Genomic DNA, 24,218 nt, shown 5'->3' on the forward strand with positions numbered 1-24,218 from the left:
AAAAGGAAATGAAAAAGTCAAGCAAAGCGGTTCACGTAGGTTCTAATCCCAATTTCTCCCAGCCTCTCCTTCAGACCTTCCACTTCTCTCTCAGGCCAGCAGTGCTCCGAGCACCAGGCTCCATTTCTGGGGCTGGTCAAAGGTGGGCCCACGAGGGGGTTCAGGACAGCGTAAAAGTCCGTGTCAACGTGCTTAAGCCCCTCCTCTATCCACGGCCACTGGTCGAGCCCTCTGGCCACGGGTATCCTTAGCTCCAAGGGGATGCCGTAGTCCGAGATTAACTCAAGGCCCATAAGGAAAAGCTCCCAGAGGCGCTTTGATGCTTCCCCTGGGAGGCCGTAGAGCTCAGCAGGAGGGGCCTTCAGGTCGGTCGCTATGTGGTCAACCAGCTCCGCCTTCAGGAGTCTCTCCAGGGGTTTCAAGAGCGTGAGGTTGGTGTTGAGACTGATGGGGAGGAGTTCCTTGGCTTCCGCGAGCAGGGATGACAGCTCGGCCCACTGCATCAGTGGCTCGCCGCCGGTTATGTGGAAGTAGTCCACTAGGAAGGAGCTTGAGGACAAGTCGCCGAGGAGAGCACCTCTATCGAGGGGGAAGCACTCCTTACCCTCCGCTATCAGCCAGTTGTGGCAGAAAGGGCACTTCAGATTGCAGCCGCAGAGCCAGAGGGTAAAGGTCACCTTCCCGTGTACATCGACCATGCTGACGCTCTTCCAGCCGCTTGTGAGCACGGAACCACCTCCAAAAATCAGGAGGAGTAGTGCCTCCTGCTCCAGAACTCCCTCTTCCTGTAGGGGTTCCAGTTCTTGAGCGGGCGGTAGTAGCCTATGATTCTGCTCCAGACCTCGACGTCCTCGCTCCCGCAGTGGGGGCAAGCCGTGTGGAGTCCCGTTGATGACCTCCCGCAGGCATTGCAGACCGTTACTGCAGGTGTGTAGCTCCAGTAGACCAGCTTCGTCCTCAGGAGCCTTTTGGTGAGCTTCGCCAGCGCCTCTGGGTCGGGCTCCTCTCCAAGGAAGATGTGCATCATGACTCCTCCCGTGAAGCTCCCCTGGACTTCTTCCTCGATCCTAATCCTGTCGGCCAGCTCAATCGGCCCGTAGTAGGGGGCGATGCTCGTTGAGTATATCGGGTTCTCGGGGTCGTCGAGGTAATCCCTCAGCTCCGGGAACTCGCGCAGGTCTTTAATGGCGAGCTTTGCCGCGGCGCTCTCTCCGGGGACTTCCTCAACGTTCCAGGGAATTCCGCTCTCCCTCATCCACTCCCTAGCTTTTTCGACTGCGAACTCCACCATCCTCTTCATCAGCTTCGCGGCCTTCATCCACTCGGCCCTTGAGCCCTCTTTCCACAGATCGGGCTCGTTGAGGTATACCGCCGCTGCCTCGGGAAGGCCGAGGATTCCGATGGTGTTGAAGTGGCTTGACGGGAACTCCTCGAGGTATGTGTGTATCATGCTGTACATCTCGCGGTAGTTCGTCAGCAGCTTCACGTACCTTTCCCTGAACCAGTCGGTAGTCTTTCTGACGGTTTCGAGGATTCTGGCGTACTCCTCCCAGAACCTATCGTCGTCCCCCGCCTTCAGCGCGAGCCTCGGCAGGTTAACCGTTGTGACGTTCACAGAACCGGTTACGTCTGGCATCGCCCAGAGGCCACCAAAGCGCTGTCTCTCAAGCATCTCCATCGCCTCCTCCTCGGCGCTCTTTGGGGAAGCGCTGAAGGCGAATGCGAACTCCCTCTTGTCTATGTTTATCCTGCAGCACATCGAGTAGCTCGCATCTGGGTCAACCACGTTCGTGTTGAGCCAGTAGAAGCTTCCCCTCTTCGCAGCCGTCGTGAAAACGGCCTCGAACACTTCGGGATCGTCCCAGAGCATCTTCGCGGTTCCCATTATCGTTGGTATCGGGAAGGTGAAGGGCTGGCCCTTAGCATCGCCCTCCCTGAGAACGTCAACCAGAGCCAGGAAGAACTCCTTTGCTTCCCTCTCGTAGCCCCCGAGCGGGCCAACCTCCTTCCCGTCGTAGACGGCCATATCGCCCGTGAGCATCTCCTTGGGAGCGTCGAGGGTCACGGTGAAGTTTGTAAAAGGCGTCTGCATCCCGACCCTGCTCGGGTAGTTGAGGTTGTAGACGAGCCTCTGAACGTGCTGGCGTATCTTCTCCCTGCTCAGGCCGTCCTTTCTTATGAAGGGCCCCGCGTACCACTCGACGCTTGAGAGAGCCTGAGCACCACTGAAGTAGTGCTGCATGGTTATGAGGTAGTTCGCTATGTGATCAACGTAGGTGTCGAAGTGCCTGGCTGGTCTAGAAGTTATCGTCGGGGTTCTCAGCCCCTTTTTGAGCAGCCTTGAGGTGCTGTGGCCAGAGCAGTAGGGTATGTACAGGCTGTAGGGGAGCTTGTGGATGTAGACCTCCCCCGAGAAGTGCGCCTTCCTCCCCTCCTCTGGAACCAAGGCCGTGCTCTCCTTCAGGGCCTCCTCCATGACGTAGGCGAAGAACCCCGTCGGACCTGGATAGCGGTTGGCGTTTTCGAGCACGTCCAGACTTTTCCAGCCAGCGTATTCTTGGATCACGTCCTTCTTCACTGCCTCCATTTTCAACACCTGGATAATTTATCCAAATAGGGTGAATGAGAAGGGAGTTAATAACGATTACCTTTGAACCGATGGTCACTGTTCCATAAATGTGGCAAGTTTTGGATAAATTATCCAAATTGGCCACCTAATTATTGACGTTCTTACAGGTCAAAACGTCAGGAGAACCCCACATCCAAATAAAATGCGTCAGAATTTTGACATTTATTCAAAAATGCAAGAATTTTTCTAGCAAAATGCTCCGAATCTGGACGGCATACCTTTTTAACCCCTCAACCAAGATAAGGCCCGGTGATCAGAAATGAGTGAAATTAAACTCGAATGGAAAAAGGCCCTTGAAGAGAAGGACTGCGAGAAGCTCCTTGAGCTCTTTGACGATTATATCGACTCAATCGAGGACGAAGAGACCCTCAGAAAGGAGCTTGAACGTCTCAAAGAAGTTGCCCTCCAGTGCGAAGACCCCTACGACCTGGCCCATGAGATAGCCCATGTTTATTCCCACCTCGGCGATGTTGAGGCGGGAATTGAACTCTACAAGAAGCTCGTCGAGATGAAAAAGGACGATCCCGAAGAGTACGCGACGGCACTCTATTACCTCGCCGACGCCTACGAGCACTTTGGAATGCCTGAGAAAGCTATAGAGACCTACCAGAAGCTCCTTGAGCATGAAGAGAAAGTCCTGAAGAACGAGAAGGAGATAGCCCTGACCCTCGCCAACCTTGCGGTGAACTACGACGAGATAGGCGAGACCGAGAAGGCCATAGAGCTCATGGAGAAGGCCAGAGAGATATTCGAGAGGCTGAACGAGGAGAAGAACTACCTCATAAGCCTTCTCGATTTGGCCCACTTCAAGTACGAGCTGGGCGAATACGACGAAGCCGAGGCCCTGATAAAGGAAGTCCTCAGGAACCCTAGGGACGACGAAATAGAGATTAACGCCAAGCTCATTGAGGCCGAAATCTGGGCTGGGAGGGGAGACTACGATAAAGCCTTCAAGGCCCTGCGCGAGGCCCTCGTCAAAGCGATAGACGTGAGCGATGACATCTTCGGAATCGTCTTCGACACCCTGATAGACTTCATCAGCGGGCTTTTCGAAGAAGGCTCCTACGAGGCCGTTGCAAAGAACATGGAGGCCTTTGCCGAGCTTTTCGAGGACGACACAGCATACTTCTTCAGGGCCATTGGGGAGCTCGCCAGGTGGAAGGCGGGAGACGACGAGGCCAAGAAGCGCTTTGATGAACTTTACGAGAAAGTCGAGAACGAAGAACTGAAAGAAATCCTCGACGAGTGGAAGAAACCCAAGCTGGCTCTCGGCTTGAGTCTCTGACTTTTCTTTTCCAACCTTTACTCCCGGTGCGTTGAAATGGAAGTGAATATCATAAAGACCCGGGCAAAGAGCATCTACACTCCCTCCAGGATACCAGGAGTTGAGTGGACGGTCAACCAATACGTCGGCTGCGCCTTCGCCTGCTCCTACTGCTACGCCAAGTTCCTCACGAAGTGGAAGGATTATGGGAAATGGGGAAGCTGGGTTGAGGTTAAGGTCAACGCACCCGAGCTTGCAAGAAAGAGGGTGAAGGGAAGCGTCGTCATGTCAACGGTCAGCGACCCCTACCAGCCAATAGAGGCCAAGTTGAAGCTTACGAGGCGGGTTCTCCAGTACATGGACAAGAGGAACGAGCTCTCAATACTAACGAAGTCGCCGCTCGTCACCCGGGACATAGACCTTTTCAGGCTCTTTGACAGGATAGAGGTCGGACTGACAATAAACGGGTTTAGAGGGAGGGAGAAAAGGCTCTTTGAGCCCCTAACGCCAGTTCAGGAAGCCCGGATTAACGCCCTGAAGGAGCTTAAAGAAGCCGGCCTGAAAACCTACGTTTTCGTGAGCCCTATAATACCGGAAGTTACTGACATCTCTTCCATAGTGGAAGAAACACGGGACTTCGCCGACTACTACTTCTTCGAAGTCCTCAACCTCCGCGCTTCCGGCAGGGAGTTTCAAAGACTCCTTCAGGAGGGGTATCCGGAGATTTACGAAATCCTAACCGACGACGGAAAGTTCGGGAAGTTCGTAGAGAAGCTCAGGAGAGAAATCAAAGAGCTTGGAGTGAAAACCGAGGGGATAGAGACGCACAAGCGGGGTTGGGAGCTTGTTAAAGTTTGAAACAACATCAATTAATCCCCATCCCCACTTGGCCCAGCTTCAACCTTTGCATTACTGACATCGCAGCCCGCCAACTGGAGGGAAGCAATGACCCTTCTGGCTTCTTCCTCGGTTATCCTGCCCTCCTCAACGGCCTTTTCAAGGAGGTACAGAGTCGTAAAGCACTGGGCTGGGAGGAGTGGGTTCCTGGTCAGGGCGTAGCTCTGCTCCCTCTTGTACATGAAGTGCCAGTCGAGCTGGGCCAGAACTATAAACCCGACAATCGCCAGAGCGTAGGCTATACCCACGAACTCCCTGAAGGAGAACCTCTCCGCTATCCATGGAACCGAATAGAGCTCCTTGATGAAAACGAAGAGTATCATGAAGCTGTTGGCGATGCTGAGGTAGCTCGCCGCCCTCGTTATCTTCAGCTTCCACAAAACCAGCAGATCCCTCGTCCGTACGAGCTTTCTGATGTCCATATTCCCACCCGAAGAAAATTGAAAACGGCTTAAAGTCCTTCAGTCGAGCATAGCGAGTATCTTGTCGACCTCGTTGGAGACCTCAACGTCGAAGAGGTGTATCGTCGGCAGGAGCCACCAGAGGCGGTACTGGTGGGTCTTGTCTTCCTCTCCAAAGTACTGGAAGACGAACCTTCCAAAGCCCATCATGTCTCTGTGGACGTCCCTCACCTCCCTTAAGACCCTTCTAACCTTCGGCGGGTACTCCTCGTAGGGAAGGGGAATGCTCTTGACGAAGACCCTGTCCTTGAAGAAGTCCGTCGTCAGGCCGACGCTTCCCACGTGCTTCTCGAGCTGGTTGAACTTCTTCTCGGTCCAGAAGCGGTGGAGTATGAGCCTCGGGTCTTCCTTTGCCAGCGGGAAGTTGCCGTCCTCTGTGTCGAGCCAGAACTCAAGGTAGGGCTGACCCTTCTCGATGACTATTCTCGCCAAGAGCCTTGCATCCCTGGGAATCTCGCTCTGGGTCTCGCTGATGTGGTACTCCTTCCCTCCTTCCGTGTATGTCTCTCCCTCTTCCCTGGTGCCGGCCTTTGAGACGAAGTAGGCTTCCCTGCCGTCTATCGTCCCAAGGTGGAGGTCGTAGCCCCAGGCCTTGAGGTCCTTAAACTTGAACCTCCTCTCGGCCGGGACAACACCGGTGTTCTCGACTATGTAGTATCCCTCGAGCATTTTCATCACCAAAGGTTAGTAAAAATGTTGAGCTTTTAAAGGTTTTCGTTGTCCTCGATGATAAGCTCAATGATGGCCCTCTGCCCGGGATTTTTCAGGAGTTCGATGATACGCCTGTCCACATCTCTGGCGGCCTTGTTGGCCCTTATAGCGAGCGTTCTCGCATCTATGTAGGTGCTTTTTCTGACGACCATGGATACATCATGGTCAAGAATAAGCTCGGGACTCCCCCACGCAACGACCTCATCCACGAGGTCACCGACCTTTATCCTTATCAGGAGCTTTTTACCTTCCCTAAGTGCATTTTTGAACTCATCGCTGAGGTCGTTGATTGCTTTGTCTGCCCCAATGCATATTATGCAGTCTCCTCTCGGTGTCAGAAAGTCCTCTTTGGTGAATTCAAGGGTTGAGCGGTGCGTGGCTTTGACGTTCTCGTGCCCGTGGCAGTGGATTACTTCCCTCAACATGGTCTCACGTTCCCGGAGGCGGTTAATAACGTTTGCTTCTTTGAAGAACCAGCCGGACGGGAAAACCTTTAAAAGGACACTCCTGATTTTGGTTACGGCTGAAGATTATCCGAGAGGTGGTGAGAATGGGAAACATCAAGCAGACGTTCATTAAGAGGACTGCCCGTGAGCTCTTTGACAGGTACCCTGACAAGTTCACCAGGGACTTTGAGCACAACAAGAAGATGGTGGCCGAGCTCACCAACGTTACCAGCAAGACGATAAGGAACAGGATCGCCGGCTACATAACGAGGCTCGTAAGAATGAAGGAAGAGGGCAAAATACTCTAAAGTCTCTCTTTTTCAGCTTTCTCCTTTAACGACTTCCTAAAAGCTCTCTAGGTCTTCCAGTATCTTCTTTGGAAGTTTAGGTCTGAGCTCTTTCAGTAATCTCTCGAACTCCGCCTCGTTTTCCTGGGCAATCCTTCGCATAAGGTTCTCTATGTAGGTCTCAACCAGCAGGCGGACCTCCTCAAGCTCCTGCTTCATTCTCATGGCCTCATCAATGCGCCTCTGCACCTCATCGAGGAACTGAACCAGCTCGTCCACCTTAGTCTCAATTGGCTCCGTTGACTTTATCAGCTCCCTAGCCTGCTGGTACTCGGCTGTCGCCCTTGGTTTCTTCGGTTCGTATATATCTGTGCCGAATGTGTATGGAGTGAGCAGTACCTCAAGCCTGAAGCCGCGCTTTATCGTGTAGTACTTTCTGGGTCTGCCCCTCGGTATCTTTTCTGTCCTCCCCTCGATCAGCCCTGCACTCTCGAGTATTCTAAGGTGCTCCAGCACCGCCTTCTGCCCAACGCCAAGCTCTTGACTCAGCTCGCTGACGAAGTATGGCCTCTTTGTGAGCAGGAGGAGTATTCTCCTCCTCGTCTCATTACCCAGGATATCAAGGAGTCTCCCAAGGTCTCGATTTGACTCCATAGCTCTCACCCCCTTTCCCTAACCCAAAGTTAGTAAAAAGTATTTAAACCTTTTTCGGTTTGAGCTGGTGGTAATGTCAAACACACATGGAGATAAAGGACAGATAGAAAAGGAAGAAAAGAACACTAACCCTGAAACAGCTCAGACTGGAGTAACGTGACCCCACTTCTCCAGGGCCCTCGCAAGCTCCTTGTGAGTCTTCGCGTACTCGTCGAGCGGTATTCCCTGCATTATGGCATCGATTGCCTGCCTGACTGCCCGTGCACCTGCGGCAGGCCCGTCCGGATGGCCGAGGGTTCCACCTCCGAGCTGGAGGACTATGTCGGTTCCGAGGGCCTCTATAACGGGCTGGATGTTGCCCGGATGTAATCCACCAGAGCTTGTCGGGAACGCGGCCTTTATGCTGTAGAACTTCTGCTCAAGGTGGAAGACGTCGTTTTCATCGGGCTTGTAGTGGCTCTCCCTGAGAATCCTGGCGTTCTGGATGACGTCCCACTTGCCGCCCTCAAGCTTGCCAGCTCCAGCGGTTCCAACGTGGAGCTGGTCAATGCCTATGAGCCTGTAGAGCTTCGCAAGAACGAACATCGAGATGCCGTGGTACGGGTTCCTCGTGAAGGCCGCGTGCATTGCCCTGTGGCCGTGGATGGCAAGCCCGTAATCGGCCGCGAGGTCCCTGATGTACCTTAGCGCTCCCCAGCCGGTTATAACAACATCAACCATCGCATGCTTGAGACCAAGGTCAGCAAGAACCTCAAGCCTCTGCTCCATTTCGAGGAGGTCAGCGGTTATGTTCGCGAACCATGTCTTCTTCTCACCCGTCTCGTTCTCCACCTTGTCAATTATCCTCGCCATTATCTCGGCCCTCTCCTCGAAGCGGTTGTACCACGGGCTCGTGAGGTTCTCGTCGTCCTTCATGTAGTCGGCACCGTTTGAGAGAAGGTCGTAGGCCAGCTTCTCGAACTCCTCCGGAGAATAACCGACTTTTGGCTTTGGAACGACACCATAGATAGGCCTGTCCTTAATCTCGAGCATCTTCCTTACGCCCTCGATACCGAAGGCAGGGCCGTCGAACTCCCTTATGAGCTTCTCCGGGAAGTAAAGATCCTCAAGGCGGAGCCCCTTGACGCGCTTCATTCCGAAAACGTTTCCGGCTATGCTCGCGAGAAGGCCCGGAAGGTTGGCCTCCTCAAAGGCGTGGAACGGGTAGGCTATTCTGACTATCCAGCTGCCGTCGCCCATGTCGTGGAAGTCGTAGGCCTTGGCCGAGAGGTCGGCCCATCTCTCCTGCTCGTACCAGGGATAGAGAGTTGTCCATGTACCAGTGGAGCTCTCGGCAGCAACTGCTCCTGCCGCCTGCTCGATAGTGTAGCCCTCTGCCGGCGTCACACGGAATACAGCTATGATGTCCCTCTTCTTGCTGGGCTCGTAGCCCTTGTCAACATAGTAGTCGTATATCGTATCAAACTTCTCAACCATGCCTTTCACCCCCAGGTAAATTTAACGTTACATTGACACACATAAAAAGTTTTCTGGACAGATTTGGCCACCTAAGCACACAATTTTACAGAAAAGATATTGGACAGCGGAGCTTAATGAGAGTTTATTAGGCCAATCGGGGCGTTTTCATGTCTAAATCAGATGACGGTTAAAAACTCTCAGTTTTTGACCTTATAAGTCAATAAGTTTTCCCGGCCAAATTTCTAACTATCCCACCCAAAATCGCCAGAAAGCTGGCCCCATAACCGTCCTTTTCCGAAAGATTTATATAGGCCTTTGCTCCTAATTTAGAACGCAGAACTCTGCAGACAACCATAAAGGAGGTGTTGTGAATGGCCGAGCTTCCGATTGCCCCGGTTGACAGGCTTATAAGGAAGGCCGGTGCCGCCCGCGTCAGCGAGGAGGCCGCCAAGGTTCTCGCCGAGCACCTTGAGGAGAAGGCCCTGGAGATCGCCAAGAAGGCCGTCGCCCTCGCCCAGCACGCCGGCAGAAAGACCGTCAAGGCTGAGGACATCAAGCTTGCCATCAAGAGCTGATGGCGCTTTTTGCCTCTTTGCCTTTTCACAACCTTTCTGAAACTTACCAGAACGTTATTCTCTCAACACTCACGTTTTCTCCGGAGACCTTGAGAACAGCAAAGCCTGGGGAATCCATCCTGGGAAACACCGGCGACCCCGGATTGAGCAGAATAACTTTTTTGCCATAAAGGGAGTGTATATCATAATAGTATCTATGAGTGTGACCGAAAACAAGAACGTCAACGTCCATCTCGAGGGCCTTGAGAGTTAGGAAGTGGGCGTTCAGAGAGAGCAGCTGATGGCCGTGGATCATGCCTATCTTAACGTCTTCGACATCGACGACCTCTTCCTCGGGAAGGTTAAGCCTGTCAACGTTTCCCCTAACTGCCAGGGTTGGGGCAATCTCCTCAAGCTTCTCAAGAAGCTCAGGGCTGGTTACATCGCCTGCATGGAGAATAAGCTCTGGCTGGATTTTCATGAGGTGTTCAAATAAAAGAGTAGGGAGGTTTCTCGTCTTGTCCCCGTAGTGGGTGTCACTTACTACTGCCACCTTCAAGGGTATCCCTCATATCGGGACGTTTATGCCGAGCTTTTCAACGAGCTCCTTATAGCGGTTCCTGACGGTTACTTCGGTTACGTGAGCAACTTCAGCGACTTCCCTCTGCGTCTTCTTTTCGCCCTCAAGGAGAGCCGCTATGTAGAGGGCCGCCGCGGCGAGACCCGTTGGGCCCTTACCGCTGGTTATCCCGCGCTTTATAGCCTCGTTCAGGATTTCCTTGGCCCTCTTCTTGGTCCTGGCACTCACTCCAAGGGCGTCGCCAAAGCGGTCAACGTACTCTATTGGGCTGGTTGGCCTGAGGTTCAAACCTAACCCCCTGGCCATAAAGCGGTAGCTCCTCCCGATTTCCTTCTTGGAAACCTTGGCAACCGATGCAATCTCGTCCAGCGTTCTTGGAATGCCCTCCATCCTGCAGGCGGCGTAGAGTGCGGCGGAGACCATACCCTCTATTGAACGGCCGCGGATGAGCTTCTTCATGACCGCCTTCCTGTAGAGGGAAGCGGCGACCTCCTTAAGGTGCCTCGGCAGGCGGAGCTGGGCGGCCATCCTGTCAAGCTCGCTGAGGGCGAATGCAAGGTTTCTCTCGGCGGCGTCGTTGATGCGCATCCTGCGCTGCCACATGCGGAGCCTTCTAAGCTTGTTCCTGTACATGCCGGTTATCTGGTTCCCGTGTATATCCTTGTCGCGCCAGTCTATATCCGTAGAAAGGCCTTTGTCGTGGATCATCAACGTCATGGGCGCCCCTGTTCTGGCGCGCTTTTCCCTCTGACCTGGCTCGAACGCCCTCCACTCCGGCCCCTCATCCACCACGTTCTCCTCAATTACGTAGCCGCACTTGGCACAGACTATCTCTCCCCTTCGCGGGTCGTATATAAATTCGGTCGAACCGCAAATAGGGCATACCCTCTTCGGGCTAATCCCTCTCACCCCCTTCTCCTGGGGGTGGGGCCGGAACGCTTGCCAGTCTTACCTTTTCTAGCCTTCTTTGGAGATCTGTTTTTACCGCTAGTCTTTCCTTTCTGGGGGGCCTTCTTGCCACCTTTTTCCCGCCTGCCAACGTAGAGAAGGGCACCAACGTACTTCTCGGGATCTTTAACCCGAGGCTTAACGGCGACATAGGGATAATTAACCGGACCAAAAACATCCTTGACTACTCCGACGGGCTTCAGTTCCTTGTCGACAACTGGGTCATTAAGCGACGGCACCCAGTTCGTCCTAACTATGAGAAAGCCCTGCTTCGCGTAGTGAGAAACAACTCCCAGGCGTTTCATAGCCCCACCCCAAAACCAGGTTTCCTTTTAAACTTTTCGCTTTTCCCCTTTATAAAGCTTTCGATAATCAGAGAAAGATTTTTAACAGAGAGTGCCGAATAGTAAGATTTGGGAAGGGTAAAATGAAGTGTCTTGTTGTTGGCCATGTTGTCAGGGACATAGTTAAAAAAGGCAACAAGGTTCTTGAAAGGCTCGGTGGCGGTGCTTATTATTCTGCACTCGCCCTTTCAAGATTCTGCGATGTTGAGATACTCACTTCTTTCTCAAATCTCCCAGAGGAGTGGATCAAAGAATTGGAGTCAATGGCGAAACTGCAGGTAGTTCCCTCTGAGACAACGACGACTTACGAACTAACGTACCTCGACGGCAACAGGAGGAGGCTAAAACTTCTAGAGAGGGCGTCTCCAATTGAAGAGCTCCCAGATGAAGATTACGATGTCCTCCTCATAAATCCCGTTGCAGGAGAAGTGTCTCCTGCCCTGGTTACCAGTGCTCTCAAAAAGTTCCCATTTGTTGCGGTTGACATACAGGGGTTTATCCGTTCCTCAAGTCCAGGAGAAATTCAGTACCAGCCCATCGACGGTTCATTCTTAGAGGGGGTAAAGATTCTTCACGCAGACCTTGGGGAATACCAATATCTGGAGGGGTTCTCCCCCGAATTCGTTGACGTTCTTCTCCTCTCCAACGGGCCAGAGCCGGGGAAGGCATTTCTGCACGGAAGGGAGTACACGTTTGAGCCAGTCCACGTGGGAGTGGACGAATCGACTGGGGCGGGAGATGTTTTTCTCGGGGCCTTTACTGGATTCTACTCACAGTGTCCCTTCGCGCAGGCCCTTAAACGAGCAGCCGCCTTTACGGCGCTGTTCCTCAAGAACAGGAGCGTTGATTTTTCTATGGATGAAGTGAACGAGCTTGCAATGAAAGTCGAGGTGAAAAGGGTATAAACCCCCTCTTCCAACTCTCAACGCCGATGATGAAACGTCAGCACGCTGAATGATGATGAGAAGGGACTTCCCTGAGGTGGTTTCAATGGACAGGTACGTTCTTCTGGTTAAGGCCCCGAGAGGGGCCGACTTATCTTCCTTTAGAGACGAAGCAAAGGCGCTGGCAGAGAAATACGGCTTTGAGGCAGAAATTCACAGGTGTATCGGCCTTACGGTCGATGCCGTGATAGTGTACAACAACGGAATCGTCCTGATAAAGCGGAAAAACGAGCCCTTCAAAGACCACTACGCCCTTCCAGGAGGCTTCGTCGAATACGGCGAGACCGTTGAGGAGGCCCTTCTGCGTGAGGTTAAGGAAGAGACGGGACTTGACGTGAAGCCAGTGAAGCTAGTGGGCGTTTATTCAAGGCCCGACAGGGACCCCAGAGGACACACGGTAACGGTTGCTTTCCTCTGCATCGGGGAGGGAGAGCTGAAGGCAGGCGACGACGCCAAGGAAGTCTTCGTGTTCCCGATAGAGGAAGCCCTGAACCTCCCACTGGCATTTGACCACGGGGAGATACTCAGGGACGCGCTCAGTCTGAGGTGAGAGCATGAGGCTCGAATACCCCGCTTTCGGGAAGATAATCGTTGATGGAGCCACCTACGAGCACGACATCGTCCTCTATCCAAGCGGAAAGGTCGAGCGCAGGAAGAAGAAAATAAGCAAGCAAAAACACGGGACGAGCCACAAGCTCGACCCCGAGGAACTGAAAGAATACCTAACCGAGGACTTTGACGTTCTCGTTGTGGGAACTGGGATGTACGGAAAGCTGTCACTCCTACCTGAGAGCAGAGAACTCATAAAAGGGAAAGAAGTCCTTGAACTCCCAACCAAAAAGGCCGTCGAAGTCTTCAACGAACTCTATGGAAAGAAAAAAGTGCTGGGAATATTCCACATCACCTGTTAAGGCTCCAGAGAAGGAGGGCATCTATTGCAGCCGTCAGGAGAAGGGCGATTGGATACGAGAGGTACCAAGAACCGGCTATGATGCCGACTACCACCGCGTTTAGGATCCACACTGCCAGGCTCTTCAAAATGCCGCCCTGAGGCAGGGCCAGGCCCTCTGTGCCGTGGTAGTACACATGGAGGGCGATGCCGCACGTTGCCAGCGGGACGAGGACGGCCATTGGAAGGTAGATCGGGGATGAAAAACCCTTAAGGGACAGGCCGAGCAGCGCCAAGACCCCCACCGCCGATGGAATCGCCGCCATAGTCAGGAGCTTGCCTCTGAGGAACCGACCCCGCTCAAGCGGAAGGGAAAGGAGGAGCTCGAAAGACTTCACCTCTATTTTGGTGAGGGTTTCCACGGACACCGCAGAGACCCAGCCGAGCGCCGCCACGAAAGTTATGGTTGCGAGCCTGCCCCCGAACGCCCCGATATCTGGATTCGAAAAAATTCCCGCCACGTTTATGATGGGGATAACTATGGGCACCAGCAGGCCCGTAAGGACGGGTGTGTTCCTCAGCGCGGTCTTGAAATCCTTCACCATCAGAGCCAGCTCAGGCGGATACACCCCGAGTCCGCCCGCTCTCCTCCTTCTTCCACTTGTGTAAGAACCCTCGCTTATCCTCACCCAGAGGCGGGAGATAAGGACATAGTAGGCAACCCCCAGGATAGCGATGTAGATTCCAGCGAGCGGTGCCGAAAACGACGGCCTGTCCACGGAAAGTACGGAGAGCGGGTAGATAAACTCGTAACCGCCGAGGGACTCCTTGATGGAGGTGTAGTTCTGGAGGACGTAATCCTGGAAGTAGCTGAAGCCGTAGAAGAGGCCGAATATTAGGATGACTCCCAGTGCCTTAGCCAGACTCTTGAGGTCCGCGAACCTTCCGGAGGAGGTCTTCCCAAAGGAGTAGTAAACGAGCAGCCCAAAAACGTGGCCGAGCATCAGGCCTACGGCAGACCAAAGGAGTACTAACAACCCGGATGTAGCCGAAACGACCATCCCAATCCTGACGGCCCCTGGAACCATGAAAGCCATCACTGGGAGCGATTCGAGGAGCAGGAGAACGCTCATATACCTCCCGCCGAGTTTAATCGGGAGCGGAAGGAGGGGCTTGAAAAGGTCGAGCGAAGCTATGTAACTAGAATTCGTAACCGTGGCGTAGAAAGCTATTATGAACGGCAGGATGGCGTACGTGGAGGCCATCACAAGCACTGCATCACGCTCTCCTTTGAGCGAAGGGAAGAGCATCAGGCCGAAAACGGCATACATAGCTGTCTGAAACAGGAGCGTCTTTTTCAGGTCTCCGGAAGAGCCGAGACCGAGGGAAATCTTGCCCGCCGAACGCGGGTTGTCCTTCATCCTCCTGTAAACGACCTCGCGGTAGAGGACTTCAAGGACTTTCATCAGAACGCCTCCCTTAGGGCTTTTACTATGCCCTCCACCTCGCTCTTGCCCTCGGTGAGCTTCAGGAATACCTCTTCAAGGCTCTCCTCCTTTGTGAATTCCTTAAGCTCCTTTGGAGTCCCCTCGGCGACGATCTCGCCGCGGTAGATGATCCCTATCCTGTCGCAGAGCGCCTCCGCGACCTCTAATACATGGGTCGAGAAGAGTATGCTCCTCCCCCGTTTCTTGAAGTCAAGGAGTAGCTCCTTCAGAATCCTTGCGCTCTTTGGGTCGAGCCCGTTTACAGCCTCATCGAGAACGAGAACCTCAGGATCGTGGAGGAGGGCGGAGATTATCGAAACCTTCTGCTTCGTACCAAAGCTGAGCGTCCCTATTAGCTCCCCGAGGAAGGAATCTATCCCAAAGGCCCTGGAGAGCTTTTCAACCCTCTCTTCAAGCTCCTCCTTGGGAACTCGTCTTATGCTTCCGACGAATGAGAAGAACTCCATTGGAGTGAGGCTTTCGTAAAGTGCTGGAGTCTCAGGGATGTATCCTGCGATTTCCTTAACTTTGAGAGGATTAGCAGAAACGTCAATTCCATTTACCGTTACCTTTCCCGACGTGGGCGGTATTATTCCAGCCACTATCTTCATCGTCGTCGATTTACCGCTCCCGTTAGGTCCAAGAAGGCCGTATATCTCGCCATCGTTCACGGAGAAGCTTATTCCCCTCACTGCTGTCGTCGGCCCAAAACTCTTAACAAGGTCTTCTACGATTATCATAAACAACCACCCAACGTAAAAAGGGGAAGAAGATTATAAATATTTTCATGAATTGGCAACGGTACTACCAAGAACTGCCCTTCGGCTCTAAGTGTGCACTCCTTACCTCTAGAACTCCCGAATAACTGCACTCGTTCCACTTCTTCTCGACCTCGTCAAAGACAACCCTTGCCCTAAAGAACGGCGCGTCCCTCACGAAGGTCTCAAACTCACCGCCTTCCCCAGCAACGTGGACCTTGTACTTTTCGTTGAGCTTTATCAGCTCTTCCAGGGCCTTCTCATCTATCCTTCTTCCGAGCCAGTTCTGGTCAAGACCGTAAGCCGCTGTTCCGACTATGACCACGTCAAAGATGCCTATGATCTCTCTCATGTAGTCCACAGGGTCTCTGTGCCAGGCGGGGGCAAAACTCTCTATTCCAAGCTCTTTGGCGACCCTATCTACTCTCTGCTTCTGGTACTCACTCGCCAAAGCGCCTACAACGACTCCATCAATCTTCAGTCCCTCAAGGACGGCCTTCATGTCCTCGACTTCCTTCTCCTTCTCTCCGGAGGTGAAACCCTTGACGAGGGGAATCCCTATTGCCCTTGCCTGAAGTTCAGTGAGGTGTATGTTTGGGACGTGGTACATGTAGCTCTCGTCGCTCTCGCTCACCATTGAGACGAGGTACTTCACCTCAAACCCCTGCTTCAGCGCCCAGTAGAGGGCGTAGTTCGAGTCTTTCCCGCCTGAGTAGAGGACTGCAACGCGCATTTTGCTCACCCGAAAATTTTTAAATACTAAGGGTTAATTTAATCTCGAGCGTTTGAGTCCTTCTGACGGCTCTTGGAGAGGGCCGTTAAAAAGGTGATGGCCATGGTTCCAGAGAGGGCAGTAATCCTAGCGGCTGGCCTCGGGACAAGGATGGGTAGAAAGCCCAAGGGACTTGTCAGAGTAGCCGGGAGGGAGATTCTGTACAGGACAATGAGGCTGCTCCAGGAAAATGGTGTTAAAAAGTTCATTGTGGTCACCAACGAGAGGTACGCCCCCCTTTATCAGGAGTTCATAGAGAGGCACGGCTTTGACGCTGAAATCATCATAAACCCCGAGCCGGAGAAGGGCAACGGCCATTCCCTTCACCTTGCCCGGGAGAAAGTCTCAGGGAAGTTCGTACTGACAATGAGCGACCATGTCTATTCCAGGGACTTCATCGAGAGGGCAGTAAGAGGGCGAGGACTAATAGCGGACAGGGAGCCGAGATGGGTTGATATTGAGGAGGCAACGAAAGTCCAGGTAAAGGACGGAAAGGTCTGGAAAATCGGGAAAGCGCTCAAGGAATGGGACGCCGTTGATACCGGGTTCTTCGTCCTCGATGATGAGATTTTCAAGGTTACAGAGATCCTCGAAAATGAGAAGAACGGCGACTACTCCCTGAGCGAGGTTATGGAACGGGCAAAGGTTTCAGTGACCTTCGTTGACGGACTCGGCTGGACGGACGTTGACACCCCCGAAGAGATCAAGAGGGCAAGGAGGATGCTCGTCAGAACCGCAGTAAAGGGAACGGGGGACGGGTTCGTCAGCAGACACCTGAACAGGAGGATTTCGACGAGGGTCAGTGAACTGCTGGTAGAGAAAGTTACGCCGAACCAGATGACGGTTGTAACGTTCTTACTCGGCATTATCTCGGCGTTGACGACACTGGTAAGCCTTCCGCTGGCGGGAATACTCTACCAGCTCAGCTCAATCCTTGACGGCGTTGATGGAGAGCTCGCAAGGGCACAGTTGAGGACAAGTAAGCTCGGCGGCTACGTTGATTCAATCCTCGACCGCTACGTTGACGGAAGCTTCCTGGCACTGCTGGCCTATACGACGATAAACGAGCCAATCTGGTACTTCGTGGCACTGCTAGCCCTCCTCGGCTCGGTGATGGTCAGCTACTCAACGGAGAGATTCAGGGGAGCCTTCTGCAGGGACGCCTACAAGGAGGTACCGGCCCTCAGAAAACTGCCCGGAAAAAGGGACGAGAGAGTATTCCTGACGATGCTCTTCCTGCTGTATCCGATTGCGGCCTCGATAAAGGCACTCTTCCTGACCCTTGCCGTACTGACGAACTTTAGGGTTGCACTAACCCTGTATTTCGTCGTCAAGAAAGTTTCACATCCGAAAACTATTTAACTACTGTAAAATATCTTACAGCACTAAAGGAGGTGAAGGAAGATGGTGAGGGTTGTCATACTCGGACAGGGATACGTTGCCAGCATCTTCGCGAGCGGGCTTGAGAAGATAAAGGCAGGGAAGATGGAGCCCTACGGAGTCCCGCTGGCAGACGAGCTTCCGATTAAGATAAAGGACATCGAGATCGTGGGTTCATACGACGTTGACTCCAACAAAGTCGGTAAGGACCTCTACGAAGTCGTTAAGAGCTACGACCCGGAGGCCCCGGAGAGCCTCAGGGGAATAACCATAAGGAAGGGCGTCCACCTCGGAAGCCTCAGGAACCTTCCGCTCACCCCTACCGGCCTCGACGACGAGATGACGCTTAAGGAGGCTGTTGACCACCTCGTTAACGAGTGGAAGGAGCTTAAGCCTGATGTTTTCGTGAACGTTTGCACAACAGAGGCATTCGTCCCGTTCGAGAGCAGGGAGGAGCTTGAGAAGGCCATCGAGGAGAACAACAAGGAGAGGCTCACGGCGACACAGTTCTACGTGTATGCGGCCGCCAGGTATGCCAAGGAAGTCGGCGGAGCGGCCTTCGTCAATGCAATTCCAACCCTCATAGCGAACGACCCGGTCTTCGTTGAGCTTGCGAAGGAGAGCAACCTCGTTATCTTCGGTGACGACGGTGCAACAGGTGCAACACCGCTTACCGCAGACATTCTCAGCCACCTCGCCCAGAGGAACCGCTACGTCCTCGACATAGCCCAGTTCAACATCGGCGGCAACCAGGACTTCCTTGCCCTGACTGACAAGGAGAGGAACAGGAGCAAGGAGTTCACCAAGAGCTCGGTCGTTGAGGACCTGCTCGGCTACAACGCCCCGCACTACATCAAGCCGACCGGCTTCCTCGAACCGCTCGGCGACAAGAAGTTCATCGCCATGCACATCGAGTACGTCAGCTTCAACGGCGCCCACGACGAACTCGTCATCACCGGCAGGATAAACGACAGCCCTGCCCTCGCTGGCCTGCTCGTTGACCTCGTCAGGCTCGGAAAGATAGCTATCGAGAAGAAGGAGTTCGGAACCGTCTACGAGGTCAACGCCTTCTACATGAAGAACCCCGGACCTAAGGAGGCCAGGAACATACCGAGGATAATCGCCCACGAGAAGATGAGGATGTGGGCCGGGCTGAAGCCCAGGTGGCTCTGAGGGCTTTTTCTCCCTTTCGGCAACTTTTTTAATAACTTCCTCCCACTTCTTCTGGAGGGAAACCAATGAGCTGGAAGAGGGGAGCTTATCCCGAGTTTACTCTTGAAGACGTCATTGCAACGATTTTTCTTCTGAGGGAACCGATTGGGAGAAAGGCAATCGCCGAAACTCTCGACATCGGCGAAGGCAGCGTCAGGACTCTACTCAAAAAGCTCAACTGGATTGATGTCATAGATTCGGCCCAGCGTGGGCACTTTCTAAGCAAAACAGGGAAAAAACTCCTTGAGAGGCTTAAGGGGCTATTCTCGGAGGCACACTTCGTTGGGAAAGTCGATGGAATGCCCGCCTATGCTATCGTCGTTAAAAACCCGCCTCAGTTCAAGAGCATCGAGCTGAGGGACGAGGCAATAAGGTTCTTCGCAAAGGGGGCCATGATACTGATCGTTAAAAACGGCGAGCCAGTCTTTCCTGAGGACGAGAGGCCGCTGAGAGATACAATGGAAGAACTTGCAATGAACATTGAGGAAGTCCTGAACTTCTCAGATGGGGACCTGATAGTCGTAACATGGGCAGAAAACCCGTCAGATGCCATGAAGAGCGCCTATCACGTTGCCCTGACCTTAAAGAATGACGAAATCCCCGAAGAACTCAAGTCTCTCGTGAGGTGAGGAGATGGAGGAGAGCAGGCTCATTCTGGCGCTCGACGTTTATGATAGGGAGAGGGCACTTGAGATAGCGGAGTGCACAGCAGATTACCTCTGGGCAATTAAGGTAAACTGGCCCCTCATCATCGGTTCCGGATTGAAGATAATCACCGAGCTCAAGCAGGCCACAGGGCTTCCGATAATAGCCGACCTCAAACTCGCTGATATCCCCAACACGAACAGACTGATAGCGAGTAAAGTATTCGAGGCCGGAGCGGACTACATAATTGCCCACGGCTTCGTAGGCCGGGACAGCGTTGAGGCCGTTATGGAGCTTGGAAAAACGATCATCGTTGTCGAGATGAGCCATCCCGGAGCTAAAGAGTTCATTCAGCCCATCACCGACAAGCTGATCGAGCTTGCGAACGAGCTGAAGCCCTTCGGAGTAATAGCCCCCGCGACCAGGCCGGAGCGGGTCTCGTACATCCGTTCAAGGCTCGAGAGGGGGATAAGGATTCTGACTCCCGGAGTGGGTGCCCAGGGTGGGAAAGCCAGTGATGCCATCAAGGCCGGTGCTGACTACGTGATAGTCGGGCGCTCGATCTACGGCAGTAATAACCCGCGCGAGGCCGCGAGAAAGCTCCACGAAGAGATTTCGGAGGTGGTCTGATGGAGTTGAAAGTCAAACACCCCCTCAGCAAGAAGGAGATAAAGGAGATAATCCGCGAGATGAGCGAGATCTTCGGCGAGGAGATAGCGAAGAAAATGCTGAACAAGAAGGACAGGGTGGAGGTAGCCGAGTTTGACAAGACCACCGAAATTCTCCTCGTGAACGGGAAGCCCTTCTTCATAAGGAGAAAGGAGCTTGTTTTTCCCCTCGTCATAGCGCTCTACGAGCTCTCCAACGAAGAAGACTTGAGAAAGTGGCCGAGAAGAGTCGTTGTCGATGAGGGCGCAGTTCCATACATCCTGAACGGTGCCGACGTCATGGCCGCAGGTATAACTGACGCAGACGAGAACATCAACGAGGGCGACTTCGTCTTCGTGGTCGAGGAGAACTACGGAAGGCCCCTGGCGATTGGGATAGCCCTCATGGACGGCAGGAAGATGAAGGAGAAGCCGAAGGGCAAGGCCGTGAAGAACATCCACCACGCCAAGGATAAAATCTGGCAGGTCACGGTGGGATGAAATGGAAGAGAAGCGGAAGAAGATCAGGGTTCTAGTTGGGGGAGTCTTTGATATCCTCCACGTCGGCCACATCCATTTTTTGAAGCAGGCCAAGGAGCTTGGCGACGAGCTGGTCGTTATAGTTGCACACGACGAGACCGTGAGGATGCAGAAGAGGAGAGAGCCCATAAACCCAGCAGAAGACAGGGCCGAACTTCTAAGGGCGATAAGGTATGTGGATGAAGTTTACATAGGAACGCCCGGGACGATAGACATGGAGCTAGTGAAGAGAATAGACCCTGACGTCATAGCAATCGGCCCAGACCAGTTCTTCAACTGTGAAAAGCTGAAGGAGGAACTGAGAAAGCACGGGATAAATGCAGAGGTCATACGGATACCCTATCTCTACAAGAGCGACAGGGCGAAGACGAGCAAAATAATCCAAAGGATTGTGGAAACCTTCTGTGAATGATTGAACTCCCTGATTTCAGCAGTTTAGTGATTTTCAGGGTTTGATTTTAAAGAGTTTTATTAAACCTCTAAATTGAAGCGTCTGATTAGAGCTTAAACCTGCTCAGATAATCGCGAAGGAATTCGGGGTCTTCCCTTTTGACCGCGCTCATTAGCTCCTCGAACTTCTTCTCGCCGAGGGCCCGCTTGAGGTAGTAGTACAGGTTGACCGCATCCTCGACTATTATGCTCTGTCTCCTCCCCTCCTCACCGTAGAGCTCGATGAGCTTTCTGTTCATATCTTTGGTGATGTAGAGAGTCTTCTGCATTTTATCCTTCTTCAAATCGGTGGTTTTCTCTTTCTTGGGCTTAGAAGGGCGGGTCAACTCGTTTATTGAGCCGTCAAAAAGCCTCGGGAGTTTATCCTTCGACAATTTCAACCACCTCTTTGGCAAGCTTTTGGAAGGCCTTAGAAGCCCTACCGTTCGGCTCAAACTCAAATATGCTCTTACCTTCACTCTGGGCCTTTTCTAGGGCTATGGCCTTTGGTATCGTGGTCAGTATTGGAGCGTCTGGATAGGCCTCCTTCAGCTCCTTGAGGCGCATCTTCGGGACTTTTGTTTGCTTGGTAAACTTATTGGGAACGAGGCCGAGGAGCTTGAGGTTCTCGTTGGTCTCCTCCCTGATCATTCTCATCAGGTTGAACATGAGCTGCATGCCGATTACTCCGAAGTAGCTAAGCTCGAGCGGTATCAGAACGTAGTCCGACGCGGTGAGAGAATTCACGAGGAATATTCCCATGCTGGGCGGGTTGTCAATGAGGACGTAGTCGTAGTCTGGGAGTACCGGGATAAGGGCCTTTTCAAGTCGTCTCTCACGGTTGTAGGCGTTTATTATCTCGATCTCCTTGGCCGATAGGTTCAAATGGCTTGGAATGAGATCAAGGTTCTCCTTGACAGGGACAATGGTCTCCTCAATCTCGCTTTCCCTTGTCATCAGCGTTCCAACGTTCCTGCTGGAGTGCTCAAGAACCTTCATCCCGATTAGACCAAAGGTGAGGTTGAACTGGGGGTCAACGTCAACCAGGAGAACCCTCTTGCCCATCTCGGAAAGGGCGAAGCCGAGGTTCATCGTGAGCGTTGTCTTGCCCACTCCCCCCTTCTGATTGGCAACGCTGATTACGACTGCCATCGGTTTCACCCTAAAAGGAATAAAAGTCAGCTGAGGTCGTCGAAATCGGCCAGGAGCTTGTTTATGTATCCCCTCATGTCACTTCCCGGCTTTTCATCGGACTTGCGAGATATCACCTTGTATATCTTGTCCTCAAAGGAGTTGAATCCTGCTTTTGGCTTAGCTGGGAGCAGGGACTCCTTCACTGGGAGCTGGAGGGCTGTTTCACCGCCGAGGATGTGCGGGCTCTTGACGCCGGTCATTATGACCATGGCGCGGACCATCTTGCCCATGTCCTCATCTATCCTGGCACCCCACTTGATTTCGCTCTTTTCGCCAAGCTTCTCATAGACGATGTTCATGGCCTCGTTGATTTCACCGAGGCTGACGTCGGGACCAACTGTGAAGTGGACGAGTGCCTTCTCTCCACTGCCGTACTCCACGTCGAGGAGCTTGTTCTGGAGAGCGTTCTTGACGGCGTCAACGGCCCTGTTGCTTGAGTCGCTTTCACCGATACCTATGAGGGCAGCACCGCCGTTGTGCATTATGCTGTAAACGTCGGCGAAGTCTATGTTCACCATGGACGGGAGCTTTATAGTTTCGGTTATGCCCTTGACCATCCTGGCTATAATCTCATCCGCAAAGCGGAATGCCGCGTTGATCGGAAGCTTGGGGACGAGCTGGAGGAGCTTGTCGTTCTCAATTATTACGACTGTGTCCGAATAGTACAGGAGGGCCTTTATTCCAGCTTTGGCTTTCTCTTCCCTGATCTTTCCTTCGTTCTTAAACGGGTAGGTAACAACGCTTATGACGAGAGGCTCTCTAAAGCGGCCGTTGTGGCGGGCGCGCTCCTTTATAACCCTGGCAACGACGGGAGCAGCACCTGTACCAGTTCCGTTACCCATTCCGGCCGTTATGAATACCAGGTCAGCGTCCCCAATTGTCTCGGCTATCTCATGTGCACTCGCCTCGGCGGCGCGGTATCCAACTTCTGGATCGCCGCCAGAACCCTTTCCCTGGGTCAGATCCTTTCCAAGGAGGAGTTTCTTGTGAGCTTTGGCGTGCTTGAGGGCCTGCGCGTCTGTGTTCATGGCAATAAGCTCGGCACCCTGAACACCGAGATCGTAAAGCCTTGTTATAGTGTTGTTTCCAGAGCCACCTACGCCCACTATAACTATCCTTATTTCGTTCTCATCGTCGTCATCGAACTGAGGTGCAGTTTGAACTTTTTTTGGCTCATCGTCCAGGTCTATTTTTATCCCCGCCTGCTCGAGCAGTTTAAACACCATTTTCCAACCCCCTCTCCCATCGGAGATTCCAAACATTATTTTATCGCTAATTTTAGCACTTATTTGATGATGTAGTCCGGCGTTGAGCGTTCTTCAGTCTCCAGGCGGTACAGTTCCTTTTTCAGAAGTTCGCGGATGGCCTCACGGATGACCTCACTCCTGTTCGGATAAACGCCTTTTTTGACGAGCTGATCCATGGCGTTTATTAGCCCCTGCGGGAGCTGGACGCTGATGATCCTCATTCTGCTCATCCCTGCACCACCCAGTTCACCAGGCCGCTGAATTAGTTAATGAGTTAAGTAGTTAAATACTTTGTGGCTCAATTTTAATATTTTGATATTATGATTTTCAAAAATTTTTTGAAGAACTCTTTTAAGGCCCATTTCTAAACGATGAGACAGGTGATTGAGGGTGATCTCCGTAACCAAAAGCATACATATAGCGAGAGTCGATGTACACAATGTTGATAATATACTCGGTTACTTAGGTTCGAATGTGCAACTAGTTAGCGTTGAGTGCTGGAGAGCGGTGGCCTTCGCGGCAGTACTCGCTGAGAGGGCAGTAAAAAGGGGCACTGCCCACGCAAAAACTCTTGGGGGGGAGCTGCTCCTCCGCTTGGCTGGAACCCACCAGATAAGGGAAGCAATAAAAGAGGTAGGAGCCAAAAACGGCCCCAACTACCTCGTAGTGTTTGGGGATAACTCGGAGGCAGAAGAGATTCTAAGAAGCCTTGGTCTCGAAGAGATCGAAATCAAGGACTGTTCCGATGAGGAAGTGAAAAGATTCTTTGAAAAAAGCGCCTTAGTCGAAGTTTTATAGGGGTTTTTACAACATTTTTGGCGATTCTATTGGATAGGTTTAT

31 protein-coding genes are annotated in these 24,218 nt (G+C 52.8%); 14 read left to right on the plus strand and 17 right to left on the minus strand.

The window, feature by feature from the left end; genetic code table 11:
- Window positions 1–17: 17 nt before the first annotated feature.
- Window positions 18–728 (minus strand): anaerobic ribonucleoside-triphosphate reductase activating protein, encoded by a 711-nt coding sequence (locus ACZ5TN_RS05820; protein ID WP_011251249.1) that lies wholly within the window; start codon window positions 726–728, stop codon window positions 18–20.
- A 17-nt stretch (window positions 729–745) separates the two neighbouring features.
- A complete protein-coding gene (locus ACZ5TN_RS05825) occupies window positions 746–2,587 on the minus strand; it encodes an anaerobic ribonucleoside triphosphate reductase (RefSeq protein ID WP_464917401.1) in 1,842 nt (613 codons plus the stop codon).
- A gap of 301 nt (window positions 2,588–2,888) precedes the next feature.
- Here ACZ5TN_RS05825 and ACZ5TN_RS05830 point away from each other — a divergent pair, with 301 nt between their 5' ends.
- Window positions 2,889–3,914 carry a tetratricopeptide repeat protein gene (locus ACZ5TN_RS05830; RefSeq protein WP_011251247.1) on the plus strand — a complete coding sequence of 342 codons (1,026 nt, stop codon included), beginning with the start codon at window positions 2,889–2,891 and terminating at the stop codon, window positions 3,912–3,914.
- Window positions 3,915–3,950: 36 nt separating this feature from the next.
- Entirely contained in the window at window positions 3,951–4,751 is an 801-nt protein-coding gene (locus tag ACZ5TN_RS05835) for an SPL family radical SAM protein (RefSeq protein ID WP_464917402.1), read from the plus strand.
- A gap of 11 nt (window positions 4,752–4,762) precedes the next feature.
- Here the strand turns inward: ACZ5TN_RS05835 and ACZ5TN_RS05840 are convergent, their stop codons facing one another.
- Genes ACZ5TN_RS05840 through ACZ5TN_RS05850 form a run of 3 tightly spaced genes read right to left on the minus strand, consistent with a single transcriptional unit; the run spans window position 4,763 to window position 6,387 of the window.
- A complete protein-coding gene (locus ACZ5TN_RS05840) occupies window positions 4,763–5,212 on the minus strand; it encodes a hypothetical protein (RefSeq protein WP_464917403.1) in 450 nt (149 codons plus the stop codon).
- A gap of 39 nt (window positions 5,213–5,251) precedes the next feature.
- Window positions 5,252–5,920, minus strand: a complete 669-nt coding sequence (locus ACZ5TN_RS05845; protein ID WP_464917535.1) for a TIGR00703 family protein — start codon at window positions 5,918–5,920, stop codon at window positions 5,252–5,254.
- A 35-nt stretch (window positions 5,921–5,955) separates the two neighbouring features.
- Window positions 5,956–6,387, minus strand: a complete 432-nt coding sequence (locus ACZ5TN_RS05850; RefSeq protein WP_464917404.1) for a DUF371 domain-containing protein — start codon at window positions 6,385–6,387, stop codon at window positions 5,956–5,958.
- Window positions 6,388–6,512: 125 nt separating this feature from the next.
- On the opposite strand from ACZ5TN_RS05850, the gene ACZ5TN_RS05855 reads away from it, so the two are divergent.
- A complete protein-coding gene (locus tag ACZ5TN_RS05855) occupies window positions 6,513–6,716 on the plus strand; it encodes a 30S ribosomal protein S17e (RefSeq protein WP_011251242.1) in 204 nt (67 codons plus the stop codon).
- A 36-nt stretch (window positions 6,717–6,752) separates the two neighbouring features.
- Here ACZ5TN_RS05855 and ACZ5TN_RS05860 read toward each other — a convergent pair whose 3' ends face one another.
- Window positions 6,753–7,349 (minus strand): ArsR/SmtB family transcription factor, encoded by a 597-nt coding sequence (locus tag ACZ5TN_RS05860; protein ID WP_011251241.1) that lies wholly within the window; start codon window positions 7,347–7,349, stop codon window positions 6,753–6,755.
- 141 nt (window positions 7,350–7,490) lie between these two features.
- A complete protein-coding gene (gene rbcL, locus ACZ5TN_RS05865) occupies window positions 7,491–8,825 on the minus strand; it encodes a type III ribulose-bisphosphate carboxylase (protein WP_054840143.1) in 1,335 nt (444 codons plus the stop codon).
- Window positions 8,826–9,178: 353 nt separating this feature from the next.
- Between rbcL and hpkB the strand changes: the two genes are divergently transcribed.
- Window positions 9,179–9,382 (plus strand): archaeal histone HpkB, encoded by a 204-nt coding sequence (gene hpkB / locus ACZ5TN_RS05870; protein ID WP_011251239.1) that lies wholly within the window; start codon window positions 9,179–9,181, stop codon window positions 9,380–9,382.
- Window positions 9,383–9,425: 43 nt separating this feature from the next.
- On the opposite strand, the gene ACZ5TN_RS05875 is transcribed toward hpkB, so the two are convergent.
- From ACZ5TN_RS05875 to ACZ5TN_RS05885, 3 genes are read right to left on the minus strand one after another with little or no spacing between them, the layout of a single operon-like run.
- Complete coding sequence (locus ACZ5TN_RS05875) at window positions 9,426–9,920, minus strand: metallophosphoesterase (RefSeq protein WP_464917405.1); 495 nt, start codon at window positions 9,918–9,920, stop codon at window positions 9,426–9,428.
- Window positions 9,921–9,929: 9 nt separating this feature from the next.
- Window positions 9,930–10,841 (minus strand): transcription initiation factor IIB, encoded by a 912-nt coding sequence (locus tag ACZ5TN_RS05880; RefSeq protein WP_464917536.1) that lies wholly within the window; start codon window positions 10,839–10,841, stop codon window positions 9,930–9,932.
- Window positions 10,842–10,846: 5 nt separating this feature from the next.
- On the minus strand, window positions 10,847–11,194 hold the full coding sequence (locus ACZ5TN_RS05885) for a Gar1/Naf1 family protein (RefSeq protein WP_011251236.1): 348 nt from the start codon (window positions 11,192–11,194) through the stop codon (window positions 10,847–10,849).
- A 122-nt stretch (window positions 11,195–11,316) separates the two neighbouring features.
- Between ACZ5TN_RS05885 and ACZ5TN_RS05890 the strand changes: the two genes are divergently transcribed.
- The 3 genes from ACZ5TN_RS05890 to ACZ5TN_RS05900 all read left to right on the plus strand — a co-directional run bounded on the left by ACZ5TN_RS05890 (window position 11,317) and on the right by ACZ5TN_RS05900 (window position 13,088).
- Window positions 11,317–12,138 (plus strand): carbohydrate kinase family protein, encoded by an 822-nt coding sequence (locus tag ACZ5TN_RS05890; protein ID WP_464917406.1) that lies wholly within the window; start codon window positions 11,317–11,319, stop codon window positions 12,136–12,138.
- Between the two features lie 85 nt (window positions 12,139–12,223).
- Window positions 12,224–12,727, plus strand: a complete 504-nt coding sequence (locus ACZ5TN_RS05895; protein ID WP_464917407.1) for an NUDIX domain-containing protein — start codon at window positions 12,224–12,226, stop codon at window positions 12,725–12,727.
- A 4-nt stretch (window positions 12,728–12,731) separates the two neighbouring features.
- Window positions 12,732–13,088 (plus strand): Mth938-like domain-containing protein, encoded by a 357-nt coding sequence (locus tag ACZ5TN_RS05900; protein WP_011251233.1) that lies wholly within the window; start codon window positions 12,732–12,734, stop codon window positions 13,086–13,088.
- On the opposite strand, the gene ACZ5TN_RS05905 is transcribed toward ACZ5TN_RS05900, so the two are convergent.
- From ACZ5TN_RS05905 to ACZ5TN_RS05915, 3 genes are all read right to left on the minus strand, one after another.
- Window positions 13,078–14,532, minus strand: coding sequence for a hypothetical protein (locus ACZ5TN_RS05905; protein ID WP_011251232.1), 1,455 nt, complete (start codon window positions 14,530–14,532; stop codon window positions 13,078–13,080). The genes ACZ5TN_RS05900 and ACZ5TN_RS05905 overlap by 11 nt on opposite strands.
- Window positions 14,532–15,293 carry an ABC transporter ATP-binding protein gene (locus tag ACZ5TN_RS05910; RefSeq protein WP_464917408.1) on the minus strand — a complete coding sequence of 254 codons (762 nt, stop codon included), beginning with the start codon at window positions 15,291–15,293 and terminating at the stop codon, window positions 14,532–14,534. The genes ACZ5TN_RS05905 and ACZ5TN_RS05910 overlap by 1 nt, the downstream gene beginning before the upstream one ends.
- A 64-nt stretch (window positions 15,294–15,357) precedes the next feature.
- Window positions 15,358–16,044 (minus strand): diphthine--ammonia ligase, encoded by a 687-nt coding sequence (locus ACZ5TN_RS05915; RefSeq protein WP_011251230.1) that lies wholly within the window; start codon window positions 16,042–16,044, stop codon window positions 15,358–15,360.
- A gap of 102 nt (window positions 16,045–16,146) precedes the next feature.
- Between ACZ5TN_RS05915 and ACZ5TN_RS05920 the strand changes: the two genes are divergently transcribed.
- The 6 genes from ACZ5TN_RS05920 (at window position 16,147) to ACZ5TN_RS05945 (ending at window position 20,919) form a co-directional block, all read left to right on the plus strand.
- Window positions 16,147–17,445, plus strand: a complete 1,299-nt coding sequence (locus ACZ5TN_RS05920; protein WP_464917537.1) for a bifunctional L-myo-inositol-1-phosphate cytidylyltransferase/CDP-L-myo-inositol myo-inositolphosphotransferase — start codon at window positions 16,147–16,149, stop codon at window positions 17,443–17,445.
- A 42-nt stretch (window positions 17,446–17,487) separates the two neighbouring features.
- The gene (locus ACZ5TN_RS05925) at window positions 17,488–18,636 is read left to right on the plus strand and encodes an inositol-3-phosphate synthase (RefSeq protein WP_464916219.1); all 1,149 of its coding nucleotides are present in this window, start codon (window positions 17,488–17,490) and stop codon (window positions 18,634–18,636) included.
- 65 nt (window positions 18,637–18,701) lie between these two features.
- On the plus strand, window positions 18,702–19,304 hold the full coding sequence (locus ACZ5TN_RS05930) for a DUF4443 domain-containing protein (RefSeq protein ID WP_011251227.1): 603 nt from the start codon (window positions 18,702–18,704) through the stop codon (window positions 19,302–19,304).
- A 4-nt stretch (window positions 19,305–19,308) separates the two neighbouring features.
- Complete coding sequence (pyrF, locus tag ACZ5TN_RS05935; protein WP_464916220.1) at window positions 19,309–19,950, plus strand: orotidine-5'-phosphate decarboxylase; 642 nt, start codon at window positions 19,309–19,311, stop codon at window positions 19,948–19,950.
- Window positions 19,950–20,468, plus strand: coding sequence for an RNA-binding protein (locus ACZ5TN_RS05940; protein ID WP_464916221.1), 519 nt, complete (start codon window positions 19,950–19,952; stop codon window positions 20,466–20,468). Before pyrF ends, ACZ5TN_RS05940 begins: the two co-directional genes overlap by 1 nt.
- A 1-nt stretch (window position 20,469) precedes the next feature.
- A complete protein-coding gene (locus ACZ5TN_RS05945; RefSeq protein ID WP_011251224.1) occupies window positions 20,470–20,919 on the plus strand; it encodes an FAD synthase family protein in 450 nt (149 codons plus the stop codon).
- A gap of 85 nt (window positions 20,920–21,004) precedes the next feature.
- Here the strand turns inward: ACZ5TN_RS05945 and ACZ5TN_RS05950 are convergent, their stop codons facing one another.
- From ACZ5TN_RS05950 to ACZ5TN_RS05965, 4 genes are read right to left on the minus strand one after another with little or no spacing between them, the layout of a single operon-like run.
- Window positions 21,005–21,331, minus strand: coding sequence for a hypothetical protein (locus ACZ5TN_RS05950; protein ID WP_011251223.1), 327 nt, complete (start codon window positions 21,329–21,331; stop codon window positions 21,005–21,007).
- A complete protein-coding gene (locus tag ACZ5TN_RS05955; RefSeq protein WP_011251222.1) occupies window positions 21,318–22,088 on the minus strand; it encodes a ParA family protein in 771 nt (256 codons plus the stop codon). The genes ACZ5TN_RS05950 and ACZ5TN_RS05955 overlap by 14 nt, the downstream gene beginning before the upstream one ends.
- 26 nt (window positions 22,089–22,114) lie before the next feature.
- The gene (ftsZ, locus tag ACZ5TN_RS05960; RefSeq protein WP_464916222.1) at window positions 22,115–23,356 is read right to left on the minus strand and encodes a cell division protein FtsZ; all 1,242 of its coding nucleotides are present in this window, start codon (window positions 23,354–23,356) and stop codon (window positions 22,115–22,117) included.
- A 59-nt stretch (window positions 23,357–23,415) separates the two neighbouring features.
- Complete coding sequence (locus ACZ5TN_RS05965) at window positions 23,416–23,607, minus strand: ribbon-helix-helix domain-containing protein (protein ID WP_011251220.1); 192 nt, start codon at window positions 23,605–23,607, stop codon at window positions 23,416–23,418.
- Window positions 23,608–23,767: 160 nt separating this feature from the next.
- Here ACZ5TN_RS05965 and cgi121 point away from each other — a divergent pair, with 160 nt between their 5' ends.
- Window positions 23,768–24,175 (plus strand): KEOPS complex subunit Cgi121, encoded by a 408-nt coding sequence (gene cgi121 / locus ACZ5TN_RS05970; RefSeq protein ID WP_464916223.1) that lies wholly within the window; start codon window positions 23,768–23,770, stop codon window positions 24,173–24,175.
- Window positions 24,176–24,218 lie beyond the last annotated feature (43 nt).

The sequence above is a fragment of the Thermococcus sp. JCM 11816 genome (assembly GCF_055396515.1).